Source organism: Kitasatospora sp. NPDC090091 (genome assembly GCF_044747365.1).
In the GTDB taxonomy this organism is placed as follows: domain Bacteria; phylum Actinomycetota; class Actinomycetes; order Streptomycetales; family Streptomycetaceae; genus Kitasatospora.
The window spans coordinates 280,243-302,634 of sequence record NZ_JBIVDY010000001.1; the positions used below are offsets into that span (position 1 = coordinate 280,243).

The 22,392-nt window shown below is 74.4% G+C and carries 15 protein-coding genes; 12 read left to right on the top strand and 3 right to left on the bottom strand.

From position 1 onward, the window contains the following. Positions 1-88: 88 nt before the first annotated feature. Positions 89-3,235, bottom strand: a complete 3,147-nt coding sequence (ileS, locus tag ACIPSC_RS01255) for an isoleucine--tRNA ligase (RefSeq protein ID WP_400822103.1) — start codon at positions 3,233-3,235, stop codon at positions 89-91. 618 nt (positions 3,236-3,853) lie between these two features. Between ileS and ACIPSC_RS01260 the strand changes: the two genes are divergently transcribed. The 10 genes from ACIPSC_RS01260 (at position 3,854) to ACIPSC_RS01305 (ending at position 17,604) form a co-directional block, all read left to right on the top strand. Then, the gene (locus ACIPSC_RS01260; protein WP_395296550.1) at positions 3,854-4,357 is read left to right on the top strand and encodes a TraR/DksA family transcriptional regulator; all 504 of its coding nucleotides are present in this window, start codon (positions 3,854-3,856) and stop codon (positions 4,355-4,357) included. Positions 4,358-4,419: 62 nt separating this feature from the next. Further along, positions 4,420-5,151: a signal peptidase II gene (gene lspA / locus ACIPSC_RS01265; RefSeq protein ID WP_400822105.1), complete on the top strand. Its 732-nt coding sequence runs from the start codon at positions 4,420-4,422 to the stop codon at positions 5,149-5,151. Between the two features lie 52 nt (positions 5,152-5,203). Further along, complete coding sequence (locus tag ACIPSC_RS01270; protein ID WP_400822107.1) at positions 5,204-6,142, top strand: RluA family pseudouridine synthase; 939 nt, start codon at positions 5,204-5,206, stop codon at positions 6,140-6,142. A gap of 43 nt (positions 6,143-6,185) precedes the next feature. Then, on the top strand, positions 6,186-6,647 hold the full coding sequence (locus ACIPSC_RS01275; RefSeq protein ID WP_400822109.1) for a GNAT family N-acetyltransferase: 462 nt from the start codon (positions 6,186-6,188) through the stop codon (positions 6,645-6,647). A 243-nt stretch (positions 6,648-6,890) separates the two neighbouring features. Further along, complete coding sequence (locus ACIPSC_RS01280) at positions 6,891-7,328, top strand: hypothetical protein (RefSeq protein WP_400822111.1); 438 nt, start codon at positions 6,891-6,893, stop codon at positions 7,326-7,328. Between the two features lie 160 nt (positions 7,329-7,488). After that, on the top strand, positions 7,489-9,387 hold the full coding sequence (locus ACIPSC_RS01285) for a hypothetical protein (protein WP_400822113.1): 1,899 nt from the start codon (positions 7,489-7,491) through the stop codon (positions 9,385-9,387). A 90-nt stretch (positions 9,388-9,477) separates the two neighbouring features. Next, a complete protein-coding gene (locus ACIPSC_RS01290) occupies positions 9,478-10,098 on the top strand; it encodes a hypothetical protein (protein ID WP_400822115.1) in 621 nt (206 codons plus the stop codon). A gap of 2 nt (positions 10,099-10,100) precedes the next feature. Continuing rightward, a complete protein-coding gene (locus ACIPSC_RS01295) occupies positions 10,101-13,694 on the top strand; it encodes a hypothetical protein (protein WP_400822117.1) in 3,594 nt (1,197 codons plus the stop codon). 194 nt (positions 13,695-13,888) lie between these two features. After that, a complete protein-coding gene (locus tag ACIPSC_RS01300) occupies positions 13,889-16,735 on the top strand; it encodes an alpha/beta fold hydrolase (RefSeq protein ID WP_400822119.1) in 2,847 nt (948 codons plus the stop codon). Continuing rightward, on the top strand, positions 16,732-17,604 hold the full coding sequence (locus tag ACIPSC_RS01305; protein WP_400822120.1) for an ABC transporter permease: 873 nt from the start codon (positions 16,732-16,734) through the stop codon (positions 17,602-17,604). Before ACIPSC_RS01300 ends, ACIPSC_RS01305 begins: the two co-directional genes overlap by 4 nt. A gap of 39 nt (positions 17,605-17,643) precedes the next feature. Here ACIPSC_RS01305 and ACIPSC_RS01310 read toward each other — a convergent pair whose 3' ends face one another. Then, complete coding sequence (locus tag ACIPSC_RS01310; protein WP_400822477.1) at positions 17,644-19,278, bottom strand: alkaline phosphatase D family protein; 1,635 nt, start codon at positions 19,276-19,278, stop codon at positions 17,644-17,646. Positions 19,279-19,482: 204 nt separating this feature from the next. On the opposite strand from ACIPSC_RS01310, the gene ACIPSC_RS01315 reads away from it, so the two are divergent. Together ACIPSC_RS01315 and ACIPSC_RS01320 are read left to right on the top strand one after the other, a co-directional pair. Continuing rightward, positions 19,483-20,073, top strand: coding sequence for a dienelactone hydrolase family protein (locus tag ACIPSC_RS01315; RefSeq protein ID WP_400822122.1), 591 nt, complete (start codon positions 19,483-19,485; stop codon positions 20,071-20,073). Between the two features lie 65 nt (positions 20,074-20,138). Continuing rightward, positions 20,139-20,921 (top strand): hypothetical protein, encoded by a 783-nt coding sequence (locus tag ACIPSC_RS01320; protein ID WP_400822123.1) that lies wholly within the window; start codon positions 20,139-20,141, stop codon positions 20,919-20,921. Positions 20,922-20,933: 12 nt separating this feature from the next. Here ACIPSC_RS01320 and ACIPSC_RS01325 read toward each other — a convergent pair whose 3' ends face one another. Then, positions 20,934-22,262 (bottom strand): DUF2252 domain-containing protein, encoded by a 1,329-nt coding sequence (locus ACIPSC_RS01325; protein WP_400822125.1) that lies wholly within the window; start codon positions 22,260-22,262, stop codon positions 20,934-20,936. Between the last annotated feature and the right edge of the window lie 130 nt (positions 22,263-22,392).

Genomic DNA, 22,392 nt, shown 5'->3' on the forward strand with positions numbered 1-22,392 from the left:
TGCGTGGGCAGCCCGGTCCGGTCCGGGGCAGGGCGGGAACGCCGGAGCGGCCGGCACCTCGGGGAGGTGCCGGCCGCTCCGGGTGGGGTCAGGCCTTGCGGAGCTGGAAGGCGAGGCCCAGGCCCTCGTCGCTGAAGGTCTCGGACTCCCAGTCGGCGGCGCCGGCCGCGAAGTCGGTGGCCAGCACCTCCTCGGCGACCAGCGGGCCGTGCTCGGCGACGGCCTCGGCGGTCTCCTCGCTCGTCGCCCGCCAGCGCAGGACGATCCGGTCGGCGACGTCCAGGCCGGAGTTCTTGCGGGCCTCCTGGATCTGGCGGATCGCGTCGCGGGCGATGCCGAGGCGCTTGAGCTCCGGGGTGATCGCCAGGTCGAGGGCGACGGTGGCGCCGGACTCGTTGGCGACGGCCCAGCCCTCGCGCGGCGTCTCGGTGATGATCACCTCGTCCGGTGCCAGGGCGACCGTCTCGCCGTTCAGCTCGACCGAGGTCCGGCCGTCGGCGCGCAGTTCGGCGGCCAGGCGGGCGGCGTCGGCGGCGGCGACCGCCTTGGCGACGTCCTGGACGCCCTTGCCGAAGCGCTTGCCCAGCGCGCGGAAGTTGGCCTTGGCCGTGGTGTCGACCAGCGAACCGCCACTGCCCTGATCGGCGGAGTTGGCGGCCAGCGACTCCAGGGTGGAGACGTTGAGCTCCTCGGCGATCTGCGCGCGCAGGTCGGCCGGCAGCTCCTCCCAGCCCTGGGCGGCGACCAGTGCCCGGGAGAGCGGCTGACGGGTCTTCACGCCGGACTCGGCGCGGGTGGCCCGGCCGAGCTCGACCAGGCGGCGCACCAGCGCCATGTGCCGGGAGAGGTCGGCGTCGATCAGCGACTCGTCCGCCTGCGGCCAGCCGGCCAGGTGGACCGAGGCCGGGGCGTCCGGGACCACCGGGACGACCAGGTCCTGCCAGACCCGCTCGGTGATGAACGGGGTGAGCGGGGCCATCAGCCGGGTGACCGTCTCCAGCGCCTCGTGCAGGGTGGCGAGCGCGGCGGCGTCGCCCTGCCAGAAGCGGCGGCGGCCGCGGCGGACGTACCAGTTGGAGAGGTCGTCGACGAAGCCGGAGAGCAGCTTGCCGGCGCGCTGGGTGTCGTACGCCTCGAAGGCCGCGTCGACCTCGCGGACCAGGGTGTTCAGCTCGGAGAGCACCCAGCGGTCCAGCTGCGGGCGGTCGGCCGGGGCCGGGTCGGCGGCCGAGGGGGCCCAGCCGGTGGTGCGGGCGTACAGCGCCTGGAAGGCGACGGTGTTCCAGTAGGTGAGGAGGGTCTTGCGGACCACCTCCTGGATCGTCCCGTGGCCGACCCGGCGGGCCGACCAGGGCGAGCCGCCGGCCGCCATGAACCAGCGGACGGCGTCGGCGCCGTGCTGGTCCATCAGCGGGATCGGCTGGAGGATGTTGCCCAGGTGCTTGGACATCTTCCGGCCGTCCTCGGCCAGGATGTGGCCCAGGCAGACGACGTTCTCGTAGCTGTTCTTGTCGAACACCAGGGTGCCGACGGCCATCAGCGTGTAGAACCAGCCGCGGGTCTGGTCGATCGCCTCGGAGATGAACTGCGCCGGGTAGCGCTTCTCGAACAGCTCCTTGTTCTGGTACGGGTAGCCGTACTGGGCGAACGGCATCGAGCCCGAGTCGTACCAGGCGTCGATGACCTCGGGCACCCGGGTCGAGGTGCCGCCGCACTCGCGGCAGGCGAAGGTGACGTCGTCGATGAACGGGCGGTGCGGGTCGAGGCCGCTCTGGTCGGTGCCGGTCAGCTCGGTGAGCTCGGCCAGCGAGCCGACGCAGGTGAGGTGGCCCTCCTCGCAGCGCCAGATCGGCAGCGGGGTGCCCCAGTACCGGTTCCGGCTCAGCGCCCAGTCGATGTTGTTGTTCAGCCAGTCGCCGAAGCGGCCGTGCTTGACCGTCTCCGGGAACCAGTTGGTGGCCTCGTTCTCGCGGATCAGCGCGTCCTTGACGGCGGTGGTCCGGATGTACCAGGACGGCTGCGCGTAGTAGAGCAGCGCGGTGTGGCAGCGCCAGCAGTGCGGGTAGCTGTGCTCGTACGGCAGGTGCCGGAAGAGCAGGCCGCGCTCCTTGAGGTCCGCGACCAGGGCCTCGTCGGCCTTCTTGAAGAACTGGCCGCCGACCAGCGGGACCTCGGGGGCGAAGGTGCCGTCGGCGAGCACCGGGTTGACCACCGGCAGGCCGTACTTGCGGCAGGTCGCGAGGTCGTCCGCGCCGAAGGCGGGGGACTGGTGGACGATGCCGGTGCCGTCCTCGGTGGTGACGTAGTCGGCGTTGAGGACGTAGTGCGCGTCCTCGATCTCGACCAGGTCGAAGGGGCGGCGGTACGCCCAGCGCTCCATCTCGGCGCCGGTGAAGCGCTGACCGGTGGCCTCCCAGCCCTCGCCGAGGGCCTTGGCCAGCAGCGGCTCGGCGACGACCAGCTTCTCGTTGCCGTCGGTGGCCACCACGTAGACCACCTCGGGGTGGACGGCGGCGGCGGTGTTGGAGACCAGGGTCCAGGGGGTGGTCGTCCAGACCAGCAGGGCCGCCTCGCCGGCCAGCGGGCCGCCGGTGAGCGGGAAGCGGACGAACACCGAGGGGTCGACGACGGTCTCGTAGCCCTGCGCGAGCTCGTGGTCGGACAGGCCGGTGCCGCAGCGCGGGCACCAGGGCGCGACGCGGTGGTCCTGGACCAGCAGGCCCTTGTCGAAGATCTGCTTGAGCGACCACCAGACGGACTGGACGTACGACGGGTCCATCGTCCGGTAGGCCTCGTCGAGGTCGACCCAGTACCCCATGCGGGTGGTCAGCTCGGCGAAGGCGTCGGTGTGCCGGGTCACCGAGTCACGGCACTTGGCGTTGAACTCGGCGATGCCGTAGGCCTCGATGTCCTGCTTGCCGGAGAAGCCGAGCTCCTTCTCGACGGCGAGCTCCACCGGGAGGCCGTGGCAGTCCCAGCCGGCCTTGCGGGCGACGTGGTAGCCCTTCATCGTCCGGTAGCGGGGGAAGACGTCCTTGAAGACGCGGGCCTCGATGTGGTGGGCGCCGGGCATGCCGTTGGCGGTGGGCGGGCCTTCGTAGAAGACCCACTCCGGGCGGCCCTCGGACTGCTCCAGGCTTCGCTGGAACACCTTGTTGTCCTGCCAGAAGGAGAGGATCTGGTGTTCCAGGGCGGGCAGGTCGACCTGTGCGGGGACGGGGTTGTAGGAGCTCATCGCGGGCGTCTACCTCCGGCGGATGTGGGCTGGATCCGACGGAGGGACGAGACGGCATGCCGCCCCGCGGTACCACCCTCCTTGGCCGCGGTGCTGCGTGCGGCCCTCTTGTTTGGGCTTGCTGCCGGGTCTAGTAGGCCGGTGGCCGTTCTTCCGGCGGCTCCGGGGTGATCTTCCCGCCGTGCACACCCCCGGGCTCGCACCGTCCCCGGGTCGCTGGTGGCTGCGTACGTCGGTACTCGTCCCATCTGCGCCTTGCAGGCCCAGTGTATCGGCCGCCGCAAGTCGGTTTGCCGGGGCCGCCGCGGCGGCGCGCGGCCCGTTTCCGGTGCGCTGCGCGGGGGTGGTTAGGCGGGGGTGATCTGGGCACAACTCTGGTCAGCGCGCAGGTGGGGCGGCTGTGGCGGCTGCCCGGGTGGGATCATGGTGAGGCGTCGGTATGTCATGTTGTGACCGGTTTTGATGGGGATTATCGTTCCGGCACTGGAGGCCGCCGGGAACCGGCGGCTCGATTCGTTCGTAGATGGGGTCGAAGCCATGGCTGACAAGGCAACCGGCGCGGGTACCGCCACCAAGCGGGCACGCAAGGCCGTGGCAGGAGAACCAGGGGAGGGGACCGTGACTACTACCGCACGGCACAAGACCAGCAACGATGCCACGCTCGTGGCCCCCGGCCGCGCCCGTACCGCGGCCGCCACGGCGGCCCGCGGCGCCGAGTCGGTGGACCCGGCCGAGCTCCCGGTCCGCCCGGGCGAGGACCCGTGGACCTCGGAGGAGGTGCACGAGCTGCACGCCGAGCTGATCAGCGAGCTCGACCGGCTGCGGGGGGAGATCGACGCCGCCGAGGCCGCGATCACGGGCCTGATGCGCGACTCCAACGACGGAGCCGGCGACGACCAGGTGGACGCCGGTACGAAGAACATCTCGCGGGAGAGCGAGCTGGCCCTCGCCAACAACGCCCGGGACAGCCTCGCCCAGACCGAGCACGCGCTGGCCCGGCTGGAGGGCGTCGGGTTCGGCATCTGCGAGTCCTGCGGCCAGGCCATCGGCAAGGCCCGGATGCAGGCCTTCCCCCGGGCGACGCTCTGCGTCCAGTGCAAGGCCAAGCAGGAACGCCGCTGACCGGGGCGACGCAGGGGGTCGGGCTTGCCGTACGCTCGACCCCGTAACGTCGCCCGACCGGCTTGGGCAGGCGACCGGAGGCCCCCGCCCCCCGACGACGAGCGGGGGGACCCCCATCGGCAGCGGAGCGGATCATCAGTACGCAAGGTTCCCCCCAGACGAGGGACGAAGCCGTCCCCACCCCCGCCGAAGCTGTGGAGGAGGCCGTGGCCGAGCCCGGCGAGGTGACCGCCGCCCCGGCGGAGCAGGAAGCACCGAAGGGCCGCCGGCGGATCGGCGTCCTGCTCGTCGTCGCGCTGCTCGCCTTCCTGATCGACCTGGGCAGCAAGCTGCTCGTGGTGGCCCGGCTGGAGAACCACGCGGCCATCAAGGTGGTCGGCGACGTCGTCACCTTCCAGGTCATCCGCAACTCCGGCGCCGCCTTCGGCATGGGCCAGGCGCTGACCGTGGTCTTCACGATGATCGCCGCGGCCGTCATCGTGGTGATCTGGCGGATCGCCCGCAAGCTGTACAGCCTGCCGTGGGCGATCGCGCTCGGTCTGCTGCTCGGCGGTGCGCTGGGCAACCTCACCGACCGGCTGTTCCGCTCGCCGGGCGTCTTCCGCGGGCACGTGGTCGACTTCATCTCCGTCCAGCACTTCGCCGTCTTCAACCTCGCCGACTCGGCGATCGTCTGCGGCGGCATCCTGGTCGTCCTGCTCTCCTTCCGCGGCAGCAACCCGGACGGCACCGTCCACCAGCCGGCCGCGAAGGACGAGGCCGGCCGGGGCGGCCCGGACGCCAAGGGCGAGTAGCCGGCACCGGGCGCGCAAGGAGCGGGGCCGCGCGTCCGGCATACTCGTACGGGTGAGTACCGCAGCGCAGATCCGCAGCCTCCCCGTTCCCGACGGCCTGGAGGGCGAGCGTCTCGACGCCGCCCTCGCCCGGATGTTCGGCTTCTCCCGGACGAAGGCCGCCGAGCTGGCCGCCGACGGCAAGGTGACGCTCGACGGCACCGTGGCCGGCAAGTCGGACCGGGTGACCGCCGGCTCCTGGCTGGAGGTCGAGATCCCCGCCCCCGCCGCGCCCGTGCGGATCGTCGCCGAGCACGTCGAGGGCATGCGCATCGTCCACGACGACGAGGACATCGTGCTCGTCGACAAGCCGATCGGGGTCGCCGCGCACCCCAGCCCTGGCTGGACCGGCCCGACCGTGATCGGCGGGCTCGCCGCGGCGGGCTACCGGATCTCCACCTCGGGCGCCGCCGAGCGCCAGGGCATCGTGCACCGGCTCGACGTCGGCACCTCGGGTCTGATGGTGGTCGCCAAGTCCGAGCGCGCCTACACCGACCTCAAGCGGCAGTTCCACGACCGGGTGACGGAGAAGAAGTACCACACGCTGGTCCAGGGCCACCCGGACCCGCTCAGCGGCACCGTGGACGCGCCGATCGGCCGCCACCCCAGCTCGGACTGGAAGTGGGCGGTCACCCGCGACGGCAAGCCGTCCGTCACCCACTACGACCTGATCGAGGCCTACCGGGCCGCCTCGCTGCTGGACGTCAAGCTGGAGACCGGCCGCACCCACCAGATCCGGGTGCACATGTCGGCGCTGCGCCACCCCTGCGTGGGCGACCTCACCTACGGCGCCGACCCGACGCTGGCCAAGCGGCTCGGGCTGACCCGGCAGTGGCTGCACGCGGTCTCGCTGGCCTTCGAGCACCCCGCCGACGGCGAGTGGGTGCAGTTCTCCAGCGAGTACCCGGCGGACCTGCGCAAGGCGCTGGACACCATCGCGGCGGAGAGCTGACCGCGGCCGCGGGCCGACGGAACCGGGACGGGGGGAGGCTGGGATGAGCACGACCATCAGGGTGGCCGAGGGGGAGGCGGACCTCGCGCTGGTGCACGGGGTGCGGCGCGAGGTGTTCATCGTCGAGCAGGAGATCCCCGAGGACGAGGAGTGGGACGACCTCGACGGCCCCTCGGAGCACGTGCTGGCGATCGGCCCGGACGGTGCGGCGCTGGGGACGGCCCGGCTGATCCACGGCGAGCCGGCGCTCAAGCTGACCGGCGGGATCGAGGGGCGGGTGCTGCTCGGCCGGCTCGCGGTGGTGCGGGCCGCCCGCGGCACCGGCCTCGGCGCCGAGCTGGTGCGGGCCGTCGAGGCGGCCGGGCTCCGGCGCGGGGCGCGTGAGGTCGAGCTGCACGCGCAGGTCCGGGCGCTGGGCTTCTACGAGCGGCTCGGCTACACGGCCGAGGGCCCGGAGTACCTGGACGGAGGGATCCCGCACCGGACGATGACGCGGGTTCTCTAGGAAGCAGAAGAGTGTTGACGGCGGCGCGCCTCGGTCCGAGGCGCGCCGCCGTTCGCGTGTTCGCAGGCCCGGGAGTCCCGGCCCTCCGCACGGATACGGTGGGCCGCCCCGACGTCGCCCCCGGCCGTCGTGCAGCCGCCCCGGTGTGATCCGCCCACAAACCGCTTATCGACCGGTTACGCGCAGGGGGAAGGGTCGGTCACCAGCGTCAGTGGTCCAGCCGAGATGGTGAGCGTGAGTCGGATGAGCAGCGGGTCGTTCAAGATCGACCTTGAGGAGGTCGAGGCGGCCGCCAAGAGGATCCAGTCCCTCGTCCGGGAGCTGGAACCGCTCGCCGCCAAGGTCGAGGCCGCTGTCCGGCAGGTCGGCCCGGCCTCGTACGGCACCGGTCCGGTGGGAACGGCGCTCCTGGGCGGCGCGCCGGGGGCCGGCGGGCTGATCGGGCAGCAGGCGCGGGCGCTCCAGGGCGTGCACCGCTTCCTGGGGAACTCCGGCCGGATGGCCGAGAACCTGCTGCTGATGTGCCGGCAGTACCGCGAGGCCGACGGCGGTCACGTGGCCGCACTGAAGGAGCTGCTCGGGAGCCCCGGGGTGCCGGTCCTCCCCGCGGAGGCGGGCGCCGTGCCCGGCGGCAGTGGTCCGTCCACGCCGGTCCGGCCCGCCGGCACCGCCGCCGTCTGATCGTCCCCGGCTCCACGCGCCGGTTCCTCCACCCGACCGCCCGGTTCGTCCGCCGGGTGTCCGCCGGGCGCGCGCGCCCGCGTCGGCCGGTTCGGCCCGGTTCTCCGGCCTTGCCGGTCCGCCCGGCCCTGCCGGTTCGCCCGAGAAAGTGACCAGTTTCATGATCGAGTTGCCCGCCGACCTGGCCGCGGTGCTCACGGCCGTCACGAGCCACGAGAACGGGGCGGGGATCGCCTTCCCCGACGCCGACGAGGACCGGCTGGCGGAGCTCGCCCGGGCGTGGGATGCCTGGAACACCGTGGCCGAGCCCCGGGTGCGCGCCATCGTGGCGAGCGCGCAGCAGGCCGCGGCGCACATGTCGGGGCCGGCCGCGGACGGCTTCCGGCAGTACCTGGAGAAGTACGCCGGCCGCGACGACACCCATGCCGTCACCGTGCTGGAGAGCGGGCTCGCGATGGCGCGCTGTCTCCACGAGGCCTCCGGCACCGTCGGCCGCACCAAGACGGCCATGGTGCAGCAGCTCAGGTCGACCAAGGAGTACCTCGACGGCAGCATGCCCGGCGCCGCGCCCGCGGCCGCCGCGCAGTCCGAGGGCGTCAGGCTGGCGGCGGACTCGTGCAAGCACTACGTCGGGCAGGCGAGCGCGGACGTCGACTCGATGCTCCGGCAGAACGCCGGCTCGGTCGACCGCATGGTCAGCGCCGGACAGGTCTGCGCACTCGGAGGCGCCGGAGGTCCGGGCGCCGGCGCCGGGGGCACCGATGCGGGCGATCCCGGGGCGGGCACCGGAGGGGGAGCGGGCGGTGACGCGCGGCCGGTGCTCGCCGGTCTCGGTGCACCGGAGGCACCGCGGACCGAGTCCGCCCGGGCCGAGGTGCCGGGCCGGGAGAGCGGACCGGTCTGCCGGCCGGGCGGTGCGGCCGTGCCGGGGCTGAACCTGGCCGGGTTCACCGGCGTCACCACGGGCAGCGGTGCGCAGGGCGGGCTGTCCTCCGGCGGTGCCGGCGATCCGGCGGGTGCTGCCGGCGCGTCCTCGGGCGCGCTCGGCACGGGCGGCGTGCTCGGCCCGGGCGGTGCTGCCGGCGGTGCCGGTGCCGTCGACGGGCGCAGGGCCGTCGGCGGCGGGTCGGCGGGCCGGGCACGGGCGGGTGCCATGCCCTCCTTCACGGGCGCGGGCCTCGGGATGCCCTCCGGTACAGCGGCTGCCGCCGGGGCGGGCAGCCGGGCCGGAGCGGTCGGACGCGGCGCGAGCGGTACGACGCGGCAGACCTTGGGCCCGGGCGCGGCCGGGACCGGCGCGCGGGCGGGCGCGGGCGCCTCCGCCGCCGGAGTGGGGGCCGCAGGGCGGGGTCCCGGCCCGGGAGGTGTGCACGGCCTGGGCCGTGGCGGGGGCAAGAAGGGGACTCGCGGCAGGCGCAGGCCGGACCTGGCCCTCGGGCAGGCGCCGGAGGAGGACGAGGCGACCGCCGACTCCGCCGTCCACGGCCCGGCCGCCGAGGCCCGGATCGGCGACGGGCAGGAGCAGCGGGCGCACCGCCGGTGGCTGGACGACGCCCGTACCGAGGCCGCCGAACAGCGCCGGACAGGGGCTCCGCAGGCCGCAGCCGCCGGAGCGGAGCCACCGCCGGCGCCCGCAGCCGATCTCCTCACCCAGCTGACCAGCGTCGTGCTGGGACCCGAAGCGGGGAGCGGGGGCCGGCCGGGGGAGGGGACGGCAAGCGGTACGGCCGGCGATGCCGCGGGCACGGGCGGTGCCGAGGCCGGCGCGGGGCGGACGGAGGGACGGCCGGCGGCCCCGGCCGCCCACCCGCGGGGCGGGGTCGGACCGGGCCCCGCGGGCACCGTGGGAGCCGCGCCTACCGGGCCGGACGCAGGCGGGAGGCCCGCACCGCTCCGGGAGGAGGGCGGCTATCAGGTGCCGAGCCCTCAGCTCCGGGCCGTCCTGGCGAAGCTGGCGGCCGCCGGGGAGTTCGACAAGCCCGCTCCCGCCGGAGCGGCACGGCGGCCGGCGGCCCGGGGGGAGAGCCCCGGCGGTGGCCGGCCCGGGAACGACGAGTAGTCACGCGTGCGGCCGGCCGTCGGCCGCCGCCCGCAGCAATACCGCTGACAGGCCGCCAGGCCGGCAGTGGCACATCGGGGAGAGAGCGTCATGGAAGATCAGTTCGGTACGAAGGTGCACGGATCCGGCGAGGCGGGGGAGCCTGCCCCGGCGATGGGGCTCGTGACGGTGACGAGGGCGGCCGCATCGCCGGGCTCGGGTCCGGCGGCCGAAGCCGCCGCCGCACCGGCGGCTCCCGCGAAGGACGCGGGGACGGGCTTCGAGGCCCACCCCGCGCAGTACCGGGCGGCGGTCTCCCCGATGCTCGTCGCCTCGGACCGGGTCTCCGCCGCGTACCTCGCCCTGGACTCCTTCCTGACCAGCATGAACGCCACCCACCCCTGGGGCAACGACCACGCGGGGCACCAGTTCGCCGAGGGCGAGAAGGGCTACCTCGCGTACAGCGCCGGAACGCTCAAGGGCCTCAAGGGCCTCCCCGCCGCGCTGCGCCGGGTCGCGGAGGGCATGCAGCGGATGGCGGACAACTACGAGGGCACCGAGCAGAAGCTCGTGAACGCCCTCAAGGGCCGCGGCGAGACGCCCGGCGCGGCCGCATACCCCGCGGACCCGCTCCCCGCGGCGGCCGCGCTGCCCCAGGCGCCGGGCCCCGTCGCGCCGACCCTGCCCGCCCCCCACGTCGGCCCGATGGCGCACACCGGCGGGAGGCGCTGACCATGGCGACCGAGCTTCCCGAACCCCTCCAGTGGGTCCTGCTGCTGCTGTCCGGTACGCGTTGGCCCGAGGCCGACGAGGACAACCTGCGGAGCATGGCCGAGCACTGGCGCACCATGGCCGAGACCCTCAAGGACGTCGAGGAGTCCGCCGACGCCGCCGTCAAGCGTGCGCTCGTCGGTCAGGTCGGCGTGGCGGCCACCGCACTCTCCCAGTACTGGGACAAGTTCACCGTCGGCCAGGGCGAGGGTCAGCCCGGCGCTCTCCCCGGCCTGGCCGAGGCCTGCGAGGGCATGGGCGACATGCTGGAGGCGATGGCCAACTCCGCCGAGACGGCGAAGATCCAGATCATCGCCCAGCTGGGGATCCTCGCGGTCGAGATCGCCACGGCCGAGGTGGAGGCACCGTTCACCGCGGGCCTGTCGCTGGCCCAGATCCCGGTCATGGTCGGCATCAGCCGGACGGCCGTCCAGCAGATCCTGAAGAAGCTGGCCATGGAGGCGATGAAGTTCGCCGCCAAGCAGGCCGTCCAGATGGCGGCCATCAACCTGCTGGCCCAGACCATCCAGGTCCTGGAGGGGCACCGCAAGGGCCTCGACCTGAAGGAGCTGGGCGACAACGCCGTGGGCGGCGCGGTGGCGGGCGCCTCCGGCAACCTGCTGGGCAAGGGCATCGGCGCGGCCGGCTCGAAGCTGGGCCTCGGCCGGGCCATGGGGACCGTCCCCGGCAAGATGGTGACGGCCGGTGCGGCGGGCGTCGGAGCGGACGTCGTCACCCAGGTCGTGACCACCGGGACGGTGGACAGCCACAGCCTGCTCGGCTCCGGCCTGAGCGGGGCGAGCGCCGCCGGTCTGCATGCCGCGGGCGCCGCGGTCAACGAGCACTTCAAGGCACCGGCGGCGGAGGTGCCGCACGGTGCGGTCCCGGGTGCCGGAGGGGCGGAGATCCCCGCCGGGGCGCACGTTCCGGAGCACGCGTCGACGGCGGCTCCGGGTGAGTCGGCCGGGGCGGAGCGACCGGCGGGCACCGACGGCAGCCGCAGCCTGCCCGCCGCGTCCGAGCACGCTGCCGGGGCGGAGGCCGGGCAAGCGGCCGGGCACGTCGCCGGGGCGGAGGCCCCCGCGTCGGCCGGCCACGGTGCACCGGCGGGCGGAGCCCACCCGGCGGCGGAGACGGCCGGCGCAGTGGCGCACCCGGCGCAGCACCCGGCGGCGGACGGCGGGGGGAGCGGGCCGGCCCAGACGCACCCGACGGCTCCGTCGGAGCACGGCACCGCGGGTGGTGGCTCGCCGTTGCAGGCCGCGGGCCACGGCGGTGAGAGCCACGGCGGTGTGGGCCACGGTGGTGAGGGCGGCACACCCGCGCACGGTCCGGCGGCTCCGGCCGAGGGTGGGGGCGCGGGCCGCGTCGAGGCTCCGCCCGGCCATGGCGGTGGCACGCACACGCCCCTCACGGAGGCGGCGCCTTCGGCTGCCGGCTCGCACCCACCGGTGTCCGAAGGGGTGCCGGCCCAGCACGTCGGCCCCGGTCCGACGCACGAGCCGGCTCCCGCGGCGGCCGCGGGCCCGCACGAGGGGGGCGCGGCGACGCCCCCGGCGAGCCACGCTTCCTCCCTGCCGCCGCTGCACGAGGGCGGCGCGGCCGGTGCACCGACGACGGCGGCGCACGAGACCCCACTGCCGGTCGGCGGTGGCCATCACGGGGCGGATCTGCCGCAGGTGCATCTGCCGCAGGCGGAGGCCGGGCCGGTGCATTCGGCGGCGGAGGCCATTCCGTCGCTGCGGCAGGTGCCGGAGGTGCCCGAGTTGCATCTGCCGCAGGCGGAGGCTGCGCCCGTGCATTCGGCGGCGGAGGCCATTCCGTCGCTGCGGCAGGTGCCGGAGGTGCCCGAGTTGCATCTGCCGCACGCTGAGGCCGCGCCCGTGCATCCCGCGGCGGAGGCCATTCCGCCCCTGCGGCAGGCGCCGGAGGTGCCCGAGCTGAACCTGTCGCACACGGAGGCCACGGCCCATGCCTCGCCGGAGTCACCGGTCCGTCCGCTCGGGTCCGGGGCCGACGAGCTCCGGCCCGTGGCGGCCCAGGCCGAAGGAGCGCCGTCCGGCGCCGGCCGGCCGGTGACCGGCACGCCCGACCTCTCCGGGACGCCGCTCCTGCACGGCAGCGCCACCGCGCCCGTCGCCGGTACGCCGGCCCCGGGGGCCGCGCATCCCACCGCCCAGCCGGGCCGTCCGGGTGCTCATGTCCCGCCGCCGGCGGGCTTCGTGACGGGACCGGTCCATCCGGCTGTGGTGGCGGGGCCGCACACCGGTCGCGTCGAGTCGTCGCCCCCGCGCGTGGAGGGCCGGCCGCCCCACGAGGGCGCTGCGGGCACCGGGCGTCCGGTCCGCCCCCTGCACGAGAACCCCGCCGGGCCCGCGCTGGTCTATCCGTTCCAGAAGTCCGCGCTGCACAAGGCCTTCGACAAGGCGGGAAGACTGTTCGGGAAGCCGGCCGACAACCCCGTCGTCAACGACCTGATGGATCATCTGCCGCACAAGAGCGCGGACGGCAGGTACGTGAAGGCAGTCGTCAACGACTCCCCCATCGAGGGTGCGCGGCTTAACACGCGCACCAAGACGTTCAAGACCGACCTCGACCCGGCGACCCTCAACGACCTTTCGGGGAACCTTCGGGGCACGCTCCTCAGGGGGACCGACAACGAACTCCAGCGGCTGCCCTCGTACAAGTACGAGTTCTCGGGACACGAGCGGATCGAGTTCCTGGCGCGTCAGGACTACCGCACCGCTGACTACTGGAAGGCGCAGGACGCCCGTCGCAGTGAGCTCGACGCCCTGGCGGCGACCAACGCGGAGCGGGCGCCGGCCGGGTTGCACGGGGACGCGCTGCACAGCGTGGACAGGGTGTTGCACGACAACCCGGCCGTCAACACGGGAGCCGGCCGTGTCCTCGCCGAGCACGACGGCTTCGTGTTGGGCGAGAACCACGTCAACTCACCGAGCTGGGCCTTCCTCAAGGACCACCTGAAGTCCCTCAAGGAGCACGGCGTCGACACCGTGTACCTGGAGGCGCTCCGCGGGGACAGCTTCCAGAAGCACACGGACGCCTACCTGCGTGCCCCGGCGGATGCCGGCATGCCACCGGAACTCGACGCGATGGTCAAGCGCTACGACAAGGTGCACAAGTCGCCGGTGCAGAACGGGTTGGAGGAGGCGCTGGCTGCTGCCAAGGCCGAGGGGGTCAGGGTTCAGTTCGTGGACGGGCTTCCCGCCGCCCGCGGCAACGGCCCCTGGGCGCTTTACGAACGGGCCGCGCGGTTCAACACGCTCGCCGCCGACTTCATCGCGGGGGACACCGGCCGGGAAGGGAAGTACGTCCTGGTGGCGGGGAGGGCCCACGTCCACCCGCACGACGCGCCGGCCGGGGTGGATCCCGTGTCGCCGGTTCACTCCGTGCGCCCGGCGCCGGGCCTGTCGCAGCTGCTGAACGTACCCGGCCTCGCCTTGGCCGACCGGCCGGGCCTGGAATCCCCGGTGCCGGATCAGCCGAGGCCGCTGAAGGATCTGCGGCTGGTCCGCCTGGAGCCCGGGGCCGAGTGACGCCCGGCCCTCTCTGACCGCCCGGTCGTGCGCGCCCCCTCCCCGCGCGCGGCCGGGCTCCGACCGCCCGGCGTCCCGGCGGGGCCTGCCCGGTCCCCGCCGGGACGCAGGCACGGGAGGCCGCCGGAGTGCCCGTCGCGCGAGGTGGTGCCCTTATCAGGCCCCTACCCGAGGGACGGATACGATCGCTCTCCATGAGGCTCGCAGGAGCAGGGCGCCGCTGGCGCGAGAGGCTGACGACCCGAAGACTGCCGGCGGCCGTCCTCGCACTGGTGGTGCTCGCCGCAGCCGGCACCTGGACGGTGGCTGCCGCAGGCACCGAGCAGCCGGTCCGGGAGGAGAGCCGCTTCCTCCCGATGCCCGAGACCCCCGGCAGCGAGCAGCGGATCGACCTCGACACCTCCTTCTTCACCACCGGGACGAGCCAGCGCCCGGCGGTCCTGCTCGCCCACGGCTTCGGCGGTTCCAAGGAGGGCGAGCGCGACCGCGCCCGGGAGCTGGCCCGGCAGGGCTACGCCGTGCTGACCTGGTCGGCCCGCGGCTTCGGGGAGTCCGGCGGGAAGATCGGCCTCAATGCGCCGGACCGCGAGGTCGAGGACGTCCGGCACCTGGTCGACTGGCTGGCGCAGCGGCCGGAGGTGCAGCTGGACGGGCCCGGCGACCCGCGGGTCGGCATCACCGGCGCCTCCTACGGCGGCGCGGTGGCGCTGCTCGGCTCCGCGTACGACCGCAGGATCGATGCGGTGGCGAGCCAGATCACCTGGTGGAACCTGGCCGACGCGCTGTTCCCGCAGGGCGTCCGCGGCTCGGGCGCGGTGGACGGCGTGTTCAAGAAGCTCTGGGCGGGGATCTTCTTCACCACCGGCTCGGCGGGCGACCTCGGCCCGTCCGGCGGTGCGCCGCGCGGCGGCAGCGGGTCGGCGCCGGGCACGGACGCCGGGGACGGCAAGGGCGCCGGGGGCGCCCGGGGTGCCAAGGACGCCGAGGTCGGCTGCGGGCGCTTCCTGGACGAGCTCTGCCGGATGTACGACCGGGTGGCCGCCGGCGGTCACGCCGATCCGGAGGCCGTCGCACTGCTGGAACGCTCCAGCCCGTCCTCCGTCGCCGACCGGCTCAAGGCGCCCACCCTGGTCGTCCAGGGCCAGCAGGACTCGCTGTTCCCGCTCGACCAGGGCGACGCGATCGCCCGGGCGGTCGCGTCCAACGGCGCGCCGGTGGCGGTGGACTGGTTCGCCGGCGGGCACGACGGCGGCACCGACACCAGCGCCCGGGTGGACGCCCGGGTGAGCGGCTGGTTCGACCACTTCCTGAAGCATCCCGGCCCGACGGGCGCGGGGGACGACACCGGCCCGGTGTTCCGGGTCACCCGCACCGGGGGCGTCGACTCCACCGGCTTCCAGGCCGTGCTGCGCGGTGCCACCGCCGACGCCTACCCGGGCCTCGGCGGCACCGGCGCGCGGCAGCTGGAGCTGACCGGCGCCGAACAGGCCTTCGCCAACCCGCCCGGCGGCGCGCCGCCCAACATCTCCGCGCTGCCCGGTATCGGCGCGCTCAGCCAGGCCGCCTCGCTGGGCGCCGGGCTCTCCCTGGACTTCCCCGGCCAGTCGGCCCGCTTCGACACCGCGCCGCTGGACGGGCCGCTGCACCTGACCGGGCAGCCGACCGTCGCGCTGCGGGTGCGGGCCGACCGGCCGGACGCGGTGCTCTTCGCCAAGCTCTACGACGTCGGGCCGGACGGCAAGCAGACCCTGCCGCAGCAGCTCTCCGCGCCGCTGCGGGTCACCGGCGCGGACGCGGCCGACGGCCGGACCGTGACCGTGGCGCTGCCCGCCGTCGACCATACCTTCGCCGCCGGGCACCGGCTGCGGCTGGTGCTGGCCGCCACCGACCTGGCGTACGCCTCGCCCGTCGACCCGGCCACCTACCGGGTCGCCGCGGCCGGGGCGCTCACCGTGCCGACCGTCGACGGCCTGGTGACCGAGGCCGCGCCGCTGCCCGCGCGGACCTGGCTGCTGCCGCTGGCCGCCGCGGCCGTGGCGGCCGTCCTGCTGCTGGTGCCCTGGCTGCGCCGGCGGCGGGGCGTCCGGGGCCCGGCGTTCGACCCGGCGCTGGCCGGCGTGCCACTGCAGATCACCGGTCTGAGCAAGCGCTACAAGGGCTCCGCGGACCGGTACGCGGTGCGGGACCTCGGCTTCCGGGTGGAGCAGGGCCAGGTGCTCGGACTGCTCGGGCCCAACGGCGCGGGCAAGACCACCACGCTGCGGATGCTGATGGGCCTGATCCGGCCCGACGCGGGCGAGATCCGGATCTTCGGGCATCTGGTGCGCCCGGGCGCACCGGTGCTCTCCCGGGTCGGCGCCTTCGTCGAGGGCGCCGGCTTCCTGCCGCACCTCAGCGGGCGGGCCAACCTGCGGCTCTACTGGGAGGCCACCGGGCGCCCCGAGGCCGACGCGCACCTGGAGGAGGCGCTGGCCATCGCCGGGCTCGGCGAGGCGCTGGACCGCGCGGTGCGCACCTACTCCCAGGGCATGCGCCAGCGCCTGGCCATCGCCCAGGCCATGCTCGGCCTGCCGGACCTGCTGATCCTGGACGAGCCGACCAACGGGCTGGACCCGCCGCAGATCCGCGAGATGCGCGAGGTGATGATCCGGTACGCGGCCGCCGGCCGGACGGTGATCGTCTCCAGCCACCTGCTCTCCGAGGTCGAGCAGTCCTGCACCGCCCTGGTGGTGATGGACCGCGGCCGGCTGGTGACCACCGGCGACGTCGCCGAGATCGTCGGCGCCGGCGAACTGCTGCTGGTCGGCACGCCCGCCTCGTTCGGGCCGGAGGAGCTGGCGGCGGCCGCCGACAAGACGGCCGCGCTGGCCGGGGTCGGCTCGGCGGAGGCGGTCGAGGGCGGACTGCTGGTCCGGCTGGACGGCATGGCAGCCAGTCAGCTGGTGGCCGAGCTGGTCCGGCTGGGAGTGCCGGTGGAGCGGGCCGGACCGCACCGCCGGCTGGAGGACGCGTTCCTGTCGCTGATCGGAGGTGCCGCATGACGGCCGTTGTTCCGCCGGAGGCCGTCTCGCCGGACCACGCCGCCGGCTACCGGGCGGGCCGGACCCTGCCGCTGCGGGTCGAGGCGGTGCGCCAGCTGCGCCGCCGGCGCACGCTGGTGATCGGCGGGGTGCTGGCGGCGATGCCGTTCGTCATCCTGGCGGCGTTCCAGATCGGCGGCACGCCGGGCCGGGCCGACCGGACCACCTTCATCGAGCTGGCCACCGCCTCGGGGCTCAACTTCGCGACCACGATGCTCTTCATGGGCACCGGCTTCCTGCTGGTGATCCCGGTCGCGCTGTTCTGCGGGGACACCGTGGCCTCGGAGGCGAGCTGGTCCTCACTGCGCTACCTGCTGGCCGCGCCGGTGCCCCGGGCCCGGCTGCTGGCCCGCAAGCTGGTGGTGGGGCTGGCCTTCTCGGCGGCGGCCGTGGTGCTGCTGCCGGTGATCGGGCTGGCCGTCGGCACGGCCGCGTACGGCTGGGGGGACCTGCGGCTGCCGGCCGGGGTGAGCCTGCCGGCGGGCGAGGCGCTGCCGCGGCTGGCGATCGCCGTGGCGTTCGTCTTCCTGAGCGAGGTGGTGATCGCGGCCCTGGCGTTCTGGCTCTCCACCGCCACCGACGCGCCGCTGGGCGCGGTGGGCGGGGCGGTCTTCGCCTCGATCGTCACCGGGGTGCTGGACGCCGTCACCGCCCTCGGCGACCTGCGGGAGTGGCTGCCGGCGCACTGGCAGTACGCCTGGGCGGACGCCCTGCAGCCGCAGCTGGAATGGGGCGGCATGCTGCAGGGCGTCTCGCTCTCGCTCTCCTACGCGGTGGTGCTGCTCGCGCTGGCCTTCCGCGGCTTCGCCCGCAAGGACGTGGTGTCCTGAGGGGTGCCGGTCCGCCGCCGGACACCCCTCAGGGCCGGGTCACTTGACCGGCGAGTAGACCCGCTCGACCTGCTGGGTGCCGGAGAGGGTGCGGTAGGAGCGCGTCCACTTGGTGGTGGCGTCCTTGCGGGTGCGGTCGGAGAGGATGTAGTAGTCCATCTGCGTCTGCTGCGGCGTGACCTCCAGGACGCCGTAGCCGTGCGAGTCGAGGTCCACCCACTTGATGTGGCGGTTGGCGGCCTTGATCGCGGCGACGGCGGCCAGCGAGACGGTCTGCGGCAGGACCTTGAGGGCGTCGTCGATGTTGTCCGAGGTCACGGAGGTGACCACGAACTCGGTCGCGGCGCTGCCGGAGAGCGGGTAGGTGGCCGCCTCGTACGGTACGTCCGACGCCCAGGCGGAGTGGATGTCGCCGGTGAGGAAGACGGTGTTGGCGATGCCGTTCGACTTGAGGTGGCCGAGCAGCTCGCGGCGGTCGTGGGTGTAGCCGTCCCACTGGTCGGTGTTGACCGCCAGGCCCTCGCCGGGCAGGCCGAGCAGCTTGGCCAGCGGGCGCAGGATGTAGTCCGGCAGCGAGAAGAAGGCGACCGGGGAGATCATCACCTCGTTGCCGATCAGGCGCCAGGTGGTGTCGGAGGCGCTGAGGCCGGACTTCAGCCAGTCCATCTGGGCGCGGCCGGTGATGGTGCGGTCCGGCGAGTCGATCTCGCCGTTGCCGACCTTGACCTGCTGGGAGCGGAACGACCGCTGGTCCATCAGGTGCAGGTCGGCGAGCTTGCCGTAGCGCAGGCGGCGGTAGGTGGTGCCGGCGATGGACGGGCGGACCGGCATCCACTCGAAGTAGGCCTGCTTGGCGGCGGCGACCCGGTCCGCCCAGTTGCCCTCGGTGCCGGGGGTGTGGTTCTCGGCGCCGCCGGACCAGGCGTCGTTCGCGAACTCGTGGTCGTCCCAGATCGCGATCGTCGGGACCTGCGCGTGCAGCGCCTGGAGGTCCTCGTCGGTCTTGTAACGGCCGTGCCGGGTGCGGTAGTCGGCGAGGTTGAGGATCTCGTGGGTCGGCGCGTGCGGGCGGACCACGGTGCCGCGGGCGCAGAACTCGCCGGTCTTGTACTCGTAGATGTAGTCGCCGAGGAAGAGGAAGGCGTCGATGTCGCCGCGGGCCGCGAGGTGGCGGTAGGCGGAGAAGTAGCCGGCCTCCCAGTTGGCGCAGGACGCGACGCCGAAGCGGAGGCGGTCGAGCGCGGCGTCGGCGGCCGGGGTGGTGTGGGTGCGGCCGACGGGGGAGACGGTGCCGCCGGCGGTGAAGCGGTACCAGTAGGCGGTGCCCGGGGTCAGGCCGCGGACGTCGACCTTGACGGTGTGGTCGGCGGCGGAGGTGGCGGTCACCGTGCCGCTCGCGGCGATCCGGGCGAAGGCCTTGTCGGTGGCGAGCTCCCAGCGGACCTCGGTGTCGGGGCCGACGGCGGAGCCGGGGACGGCCTCGGGGGTCGGGGTCACCCGGGTCCAGAGCAGGATGCCGTCGGGCAGCGGGTCGCCGGAGGCGACGCCGTGCAGGAACTGCGGGGCGGTCGCGGCGTGGGCCGCGGTGCCGAGGGTGAGCGGCAGGGCGGCGGCGCCGGCCGCGATGGCGGTGGCCTTCAGCACCTGGCGGCGGTGCGGGCGGGCGGCGGTCATGTCATCGACAAGGTCAGTCACGGCGCACAGGCTACCCGGCGGTAATGGCGCCTTCCATACGTTGAACTGACTGTTTGTCGTCGATTCACTGCTACGTGACGTTCCGCCACCGATGGTCGGGGGCACCGCCACCCGGCGGCCATGAGCGATGATGGGGGCGGTTTGTCCCCTGCCCGCCCCCGCTGCTCCGAGGAAGTCCCGCCCGTGGCCCAGATCCTGCTCCTGCACTCCGCCTACGGCCTGCGCCCCGCCGTCCACGCCGCCGCCGACCGGCTGCGCACCGCCGGGCACACCGTCCACACCCCCGACCTCTTCGAGGGGCGGACCTTCGAGGACGTCGAGGAGGCCATGGCGTACAAGGAGGAGGTCGGCAACGACGAGCTGCTGCGCCGGGCGGTGGGCGCCGCCGCCCCGCTGCTGGGCGCGGACACCGCGCTGGTCTACGCCGGCTTCTCGCTCGGCGGCTCGCTCGCCCAGAACCTCGCGCTCGCCGACGAGAACGCGCGCGGGCTGCTGCTCCTGCACGGCACCTCGGACATCCGCGAGGACGCGGCCACGTCCATCCCGGTCCAGCTGCACGTGGCCGACCCGGACCCGTTCGAGTCGGAGGACTGGCTGAACGCCTGGTACCTGAACATGCGCAAGGCCGGCGCCGACGTCGAGGTGCACCGCTACCGCGGCGCCGGACACGTCTTCACCGACCCGGACCTGCCGGACTACGACGCCGAGGCCGCGGAGCAGACCTGGGCGGTGGCGCTGGACTTCCTGTCGGAGCTGGACGAGCAGGCGGACTGACGAGCAGGCGGACTGACGGGCCGACGGCTCGACGGGCCGTCCGCTCGGGCGGGGAGGACGAGGGCATGAGGATGGGCGACGACCGGTACGCCCCGGCGGGGACGCTGATCGGGCTGGTGCAGCGGGGGCGGGGGCTGGGCGCGCGGATGGCCGCCGAGGATCCGGCGGCCGCCGCCGAGCTGGTGTACGGGTGCATCCGGTGGGACTGGCGGTGGGGGGAGAGTGACCGGCGCGCGGTGTACCTGGCACGGCTGGTGAGGGACCTGGAGCTGCCGCTGGAGCCGGTGGCGGACGGGCTCGGCCGGGGGGAGGCGGCGCGCGAACAGGCCGCCCGCGTGCTGGGGTTGCTCGCGGCGAGCGGGTCGGCGCAGGCGCGGCGGGCGCTGGGCGGCCGCACGCCGGAGGGGGCGGACGGCGCTGCGCACCGGGGGCCGGCCGGGACCGAGGAGCTGCAGGACGTTCCGGCGCTGGTGACGGAGCTGGAGCGGGCCTGGGTGGAGCGGGAGTGGTGTGGTCCGGACGGCTTGGCGCGGGGGCTGGCGCGGTTCGGGGCCGGGGCCCGCGACGCGGTGTCGCTGCTGCGGCGGTTCTGGCTCTGGACGCCGCACTCGTACGAGCGCGCGAGCTACCTGGAGGCGCTGGCGGCGATCGATCCGGCGGGGCTGGAGGAGATCTACGTCGAGTGCCTGTGGGGTTGTGAGGAGCAGGAGAGGCTGCTGGCGGTGGCGCAGGCGCCGGACCGGCCGGAGGTGCGGGAGCGGCTGGCGTACCTGCGGGACGACCCGATCGAGGAGCCCGGGGTCAGGGCCGCCGCCGGGGAACGGCTGGCGGCCCTGACCCGGCCCTGACCCCTGGGCGGCCTACAGGCCGGGGATCCGGCCGTTGCGGTAGAGGTCCACGAACAGCTGGTGGTCGGCGCGCGCCCGGGCGCCGTAGGCGTGGGCGAAGTCGACCAGCATCCGGGTGAAGCCGGCCTCGTCGCGGGCGATCGCCGCGTCGATGGCGTGCTCGGTGGAGAACGGCACCAGGCTGTGGCCGCTGGAGGACTCGTCGGCCGCGGCGTGCATGGTGGCGGTCGCCCGGCCCAGGTACTCGGTGACGGCGAGCAGGTCGGGCAGCTCGTTGAGGTCGGTCCAGTCGAGGTCGGTCGCGTACGGCGACACCTCGGCGACCAGCTGGCCGCGTCCGTGCAGCGTGGTGTGGCCGAGCCACGGGTCGCTGTGGGCCTGGAGGGCGCGCTGGGAGATCACCGTGCGGTGGCCCTCGTGCTCGAAGTACCCGGCGATCGCCGGGTCGGTGACGTGCCGGGAGACGGCCGGCGTCTGGCCCTGCTTCATGTAGATGATGACGTCGTTCTCCAGGGCGTCGGTGTGCCCCTCCAGCAGCAGGTTGTAGGACGGCAGGCCGGCCGAGCCGATGCCGATGCCGCGGCGGCCGACGACGTCCTTGACCCGCAGCGACTCCGGCCGGGTCCGCGAGGCGGGCGGCAGGGTGGCCAGGTAGGCCTCGAAGGCGGCCAGCACCTCGGCCTTGGTGGGCTCGTCCAGCTCGATCGCGCCGCCGCCGAGGCGGAAGCGGCGGTCGTAGCCCTCGATCACGGTCTCGCCGTCGAGCAGGGCCACCCGGGTCTGCAGGCGGGCCTGGCGCAGCGTCTCCAGGACCGGGCCGGCGGCGGTGTCCAGGGTGAACGGCTCCGCGTCGCGGGCCGAGACGTGGGCGGCGATCCGCTCCCGGTAGGAGGTGGCGAAGGCGGTGACCAGCTCGGTGATCGTCTCGTCGGAGAGCGCCTTGGCGTAGCCGATCAGCGCCAGCGAGGCGGCCAGGCGCTGGACGTCCCAGGTGAAGGCGCCGACGTAGGCCTCGTCGAAGTCGTTGACGTTGAAGACCAGCCGGCCCTCGGCGTTCAGGTAGGTGCCGAAGTTCTCCGCGTGCAGGTCGCCGTGGATCCAGACCCGGCTGGTCCGCTCGTCCAGGAAGCCGGCGCCGTGGGCCCGGAAGGGGTCGGAGGTGAGGTCGGCGTAGTAGAGCGCCGCGGTGCCCCGGTAGAAGGCGAAGGCGGAGGCGGCCATCTTCCGGAACTTCACCCGGAAGGCCGCAGGATCCTTGGCGAGCAGTTCTCCGAAGGCCGAGTCGAAGACGCCGAGTATCGCCTCGGCGCGGTCGGTGTCGGCGGGCAGCGAGTGAGACATGGGCCATCCTTCGGGGCGCGGCGCGTGGCCGGAGACGGGTGCGTCTGGGGGCTAGAGTAGGGGCGTGAACGTGTGAGTGCTGGTCCGGGCCCCGGGAGTGGCTCGGGCCGTATCTGTTTCCAGGCACCCT

Excerpts from the sequence above, each read along its gene's own strand:
- ACIPSC_RS01285 (WP_400822113.1), top strand. The coding sequence starts at position 7,489 with ATGATCGAGTTGCCCGCCGACCTGGCCGCGGTGCTCACGGCCGTCACG.
- ACIPSC_RS01275 (WP_400822109.1), top strand. The coding sequence starts at position 6,186 with ATGAGCACGACCATCAGGGTGGCCGAGGGGGAGGCGGACCTCGCGCTG.
- ACIPSC_RS01305 (WP_400822120.1), top strand. The coding sequence starts at position 16,732 with ATGACGGCCGTTGTTCCGCCGGAGGCCGTCTCGCCGGACCACGCCGCC.
- ACIPSC_RS01325 (WP_400822125.1), bottom strand. The coding sequence starts at position 22,262 with ATGTCTCACTCGCTGCCCGCCGACACCGACCGCGCCGAGGCGATACTC.
- ACIPSC_RS01300 (WP_400822119.1), top strand. The coding sequence starts at position 13,889 with ATGAGGCTCGCAGGAGCAGGGCGCCGCTGGCGCGAGAGGCTGACGACC.
- ACIPSC_RS01310 (WP_400822477.1), bottom strand. The coding sequence starts at position 19,278 with ATGACCGCCGCCCGCCCGCACCGCCGCCAGGTGCTGAAGGCCACCGCC.
- ACIPSC_RS01290 (WP_400822115.1), top strand. The coding sequence starts at position 9,478 with ATGGAAGATCAGTTCGGTACGAAGGTGCACGGATCCGGCGAGGCGGGG.
- ileS (WP_400822103.1), bottom strand. The coding sequence starts at position 3,235 with ATGAGCTCCTACAACCCCGTCCCCGCACAGGTCGACCTGCCCGCCCTG.
- ACIPSC_RS01280 (WP_400822111.1), top strand. The coding sequence starts at position 6,891 with ATGAGCAGCGGGTCGTTCAAGATCGACCTTGAGGAGGTCGAGGCGGCC.
- ACIPSC_RS01295 (WP_400822117.1), top strand. The coding sequence starts at position 10,101 with ATGGCGACCGAGCTTCCCGAACCCCTCCAGTGGGTCCTGCTGCTGCTG.
- ACIPSC_RS01320 (WP_400822123.1), top strand. The coding sequence starts at position 20,139 with ATGAGGATGGGCGACGACCGGTACGCCCCGGCGGGGACGCTGATCGGG.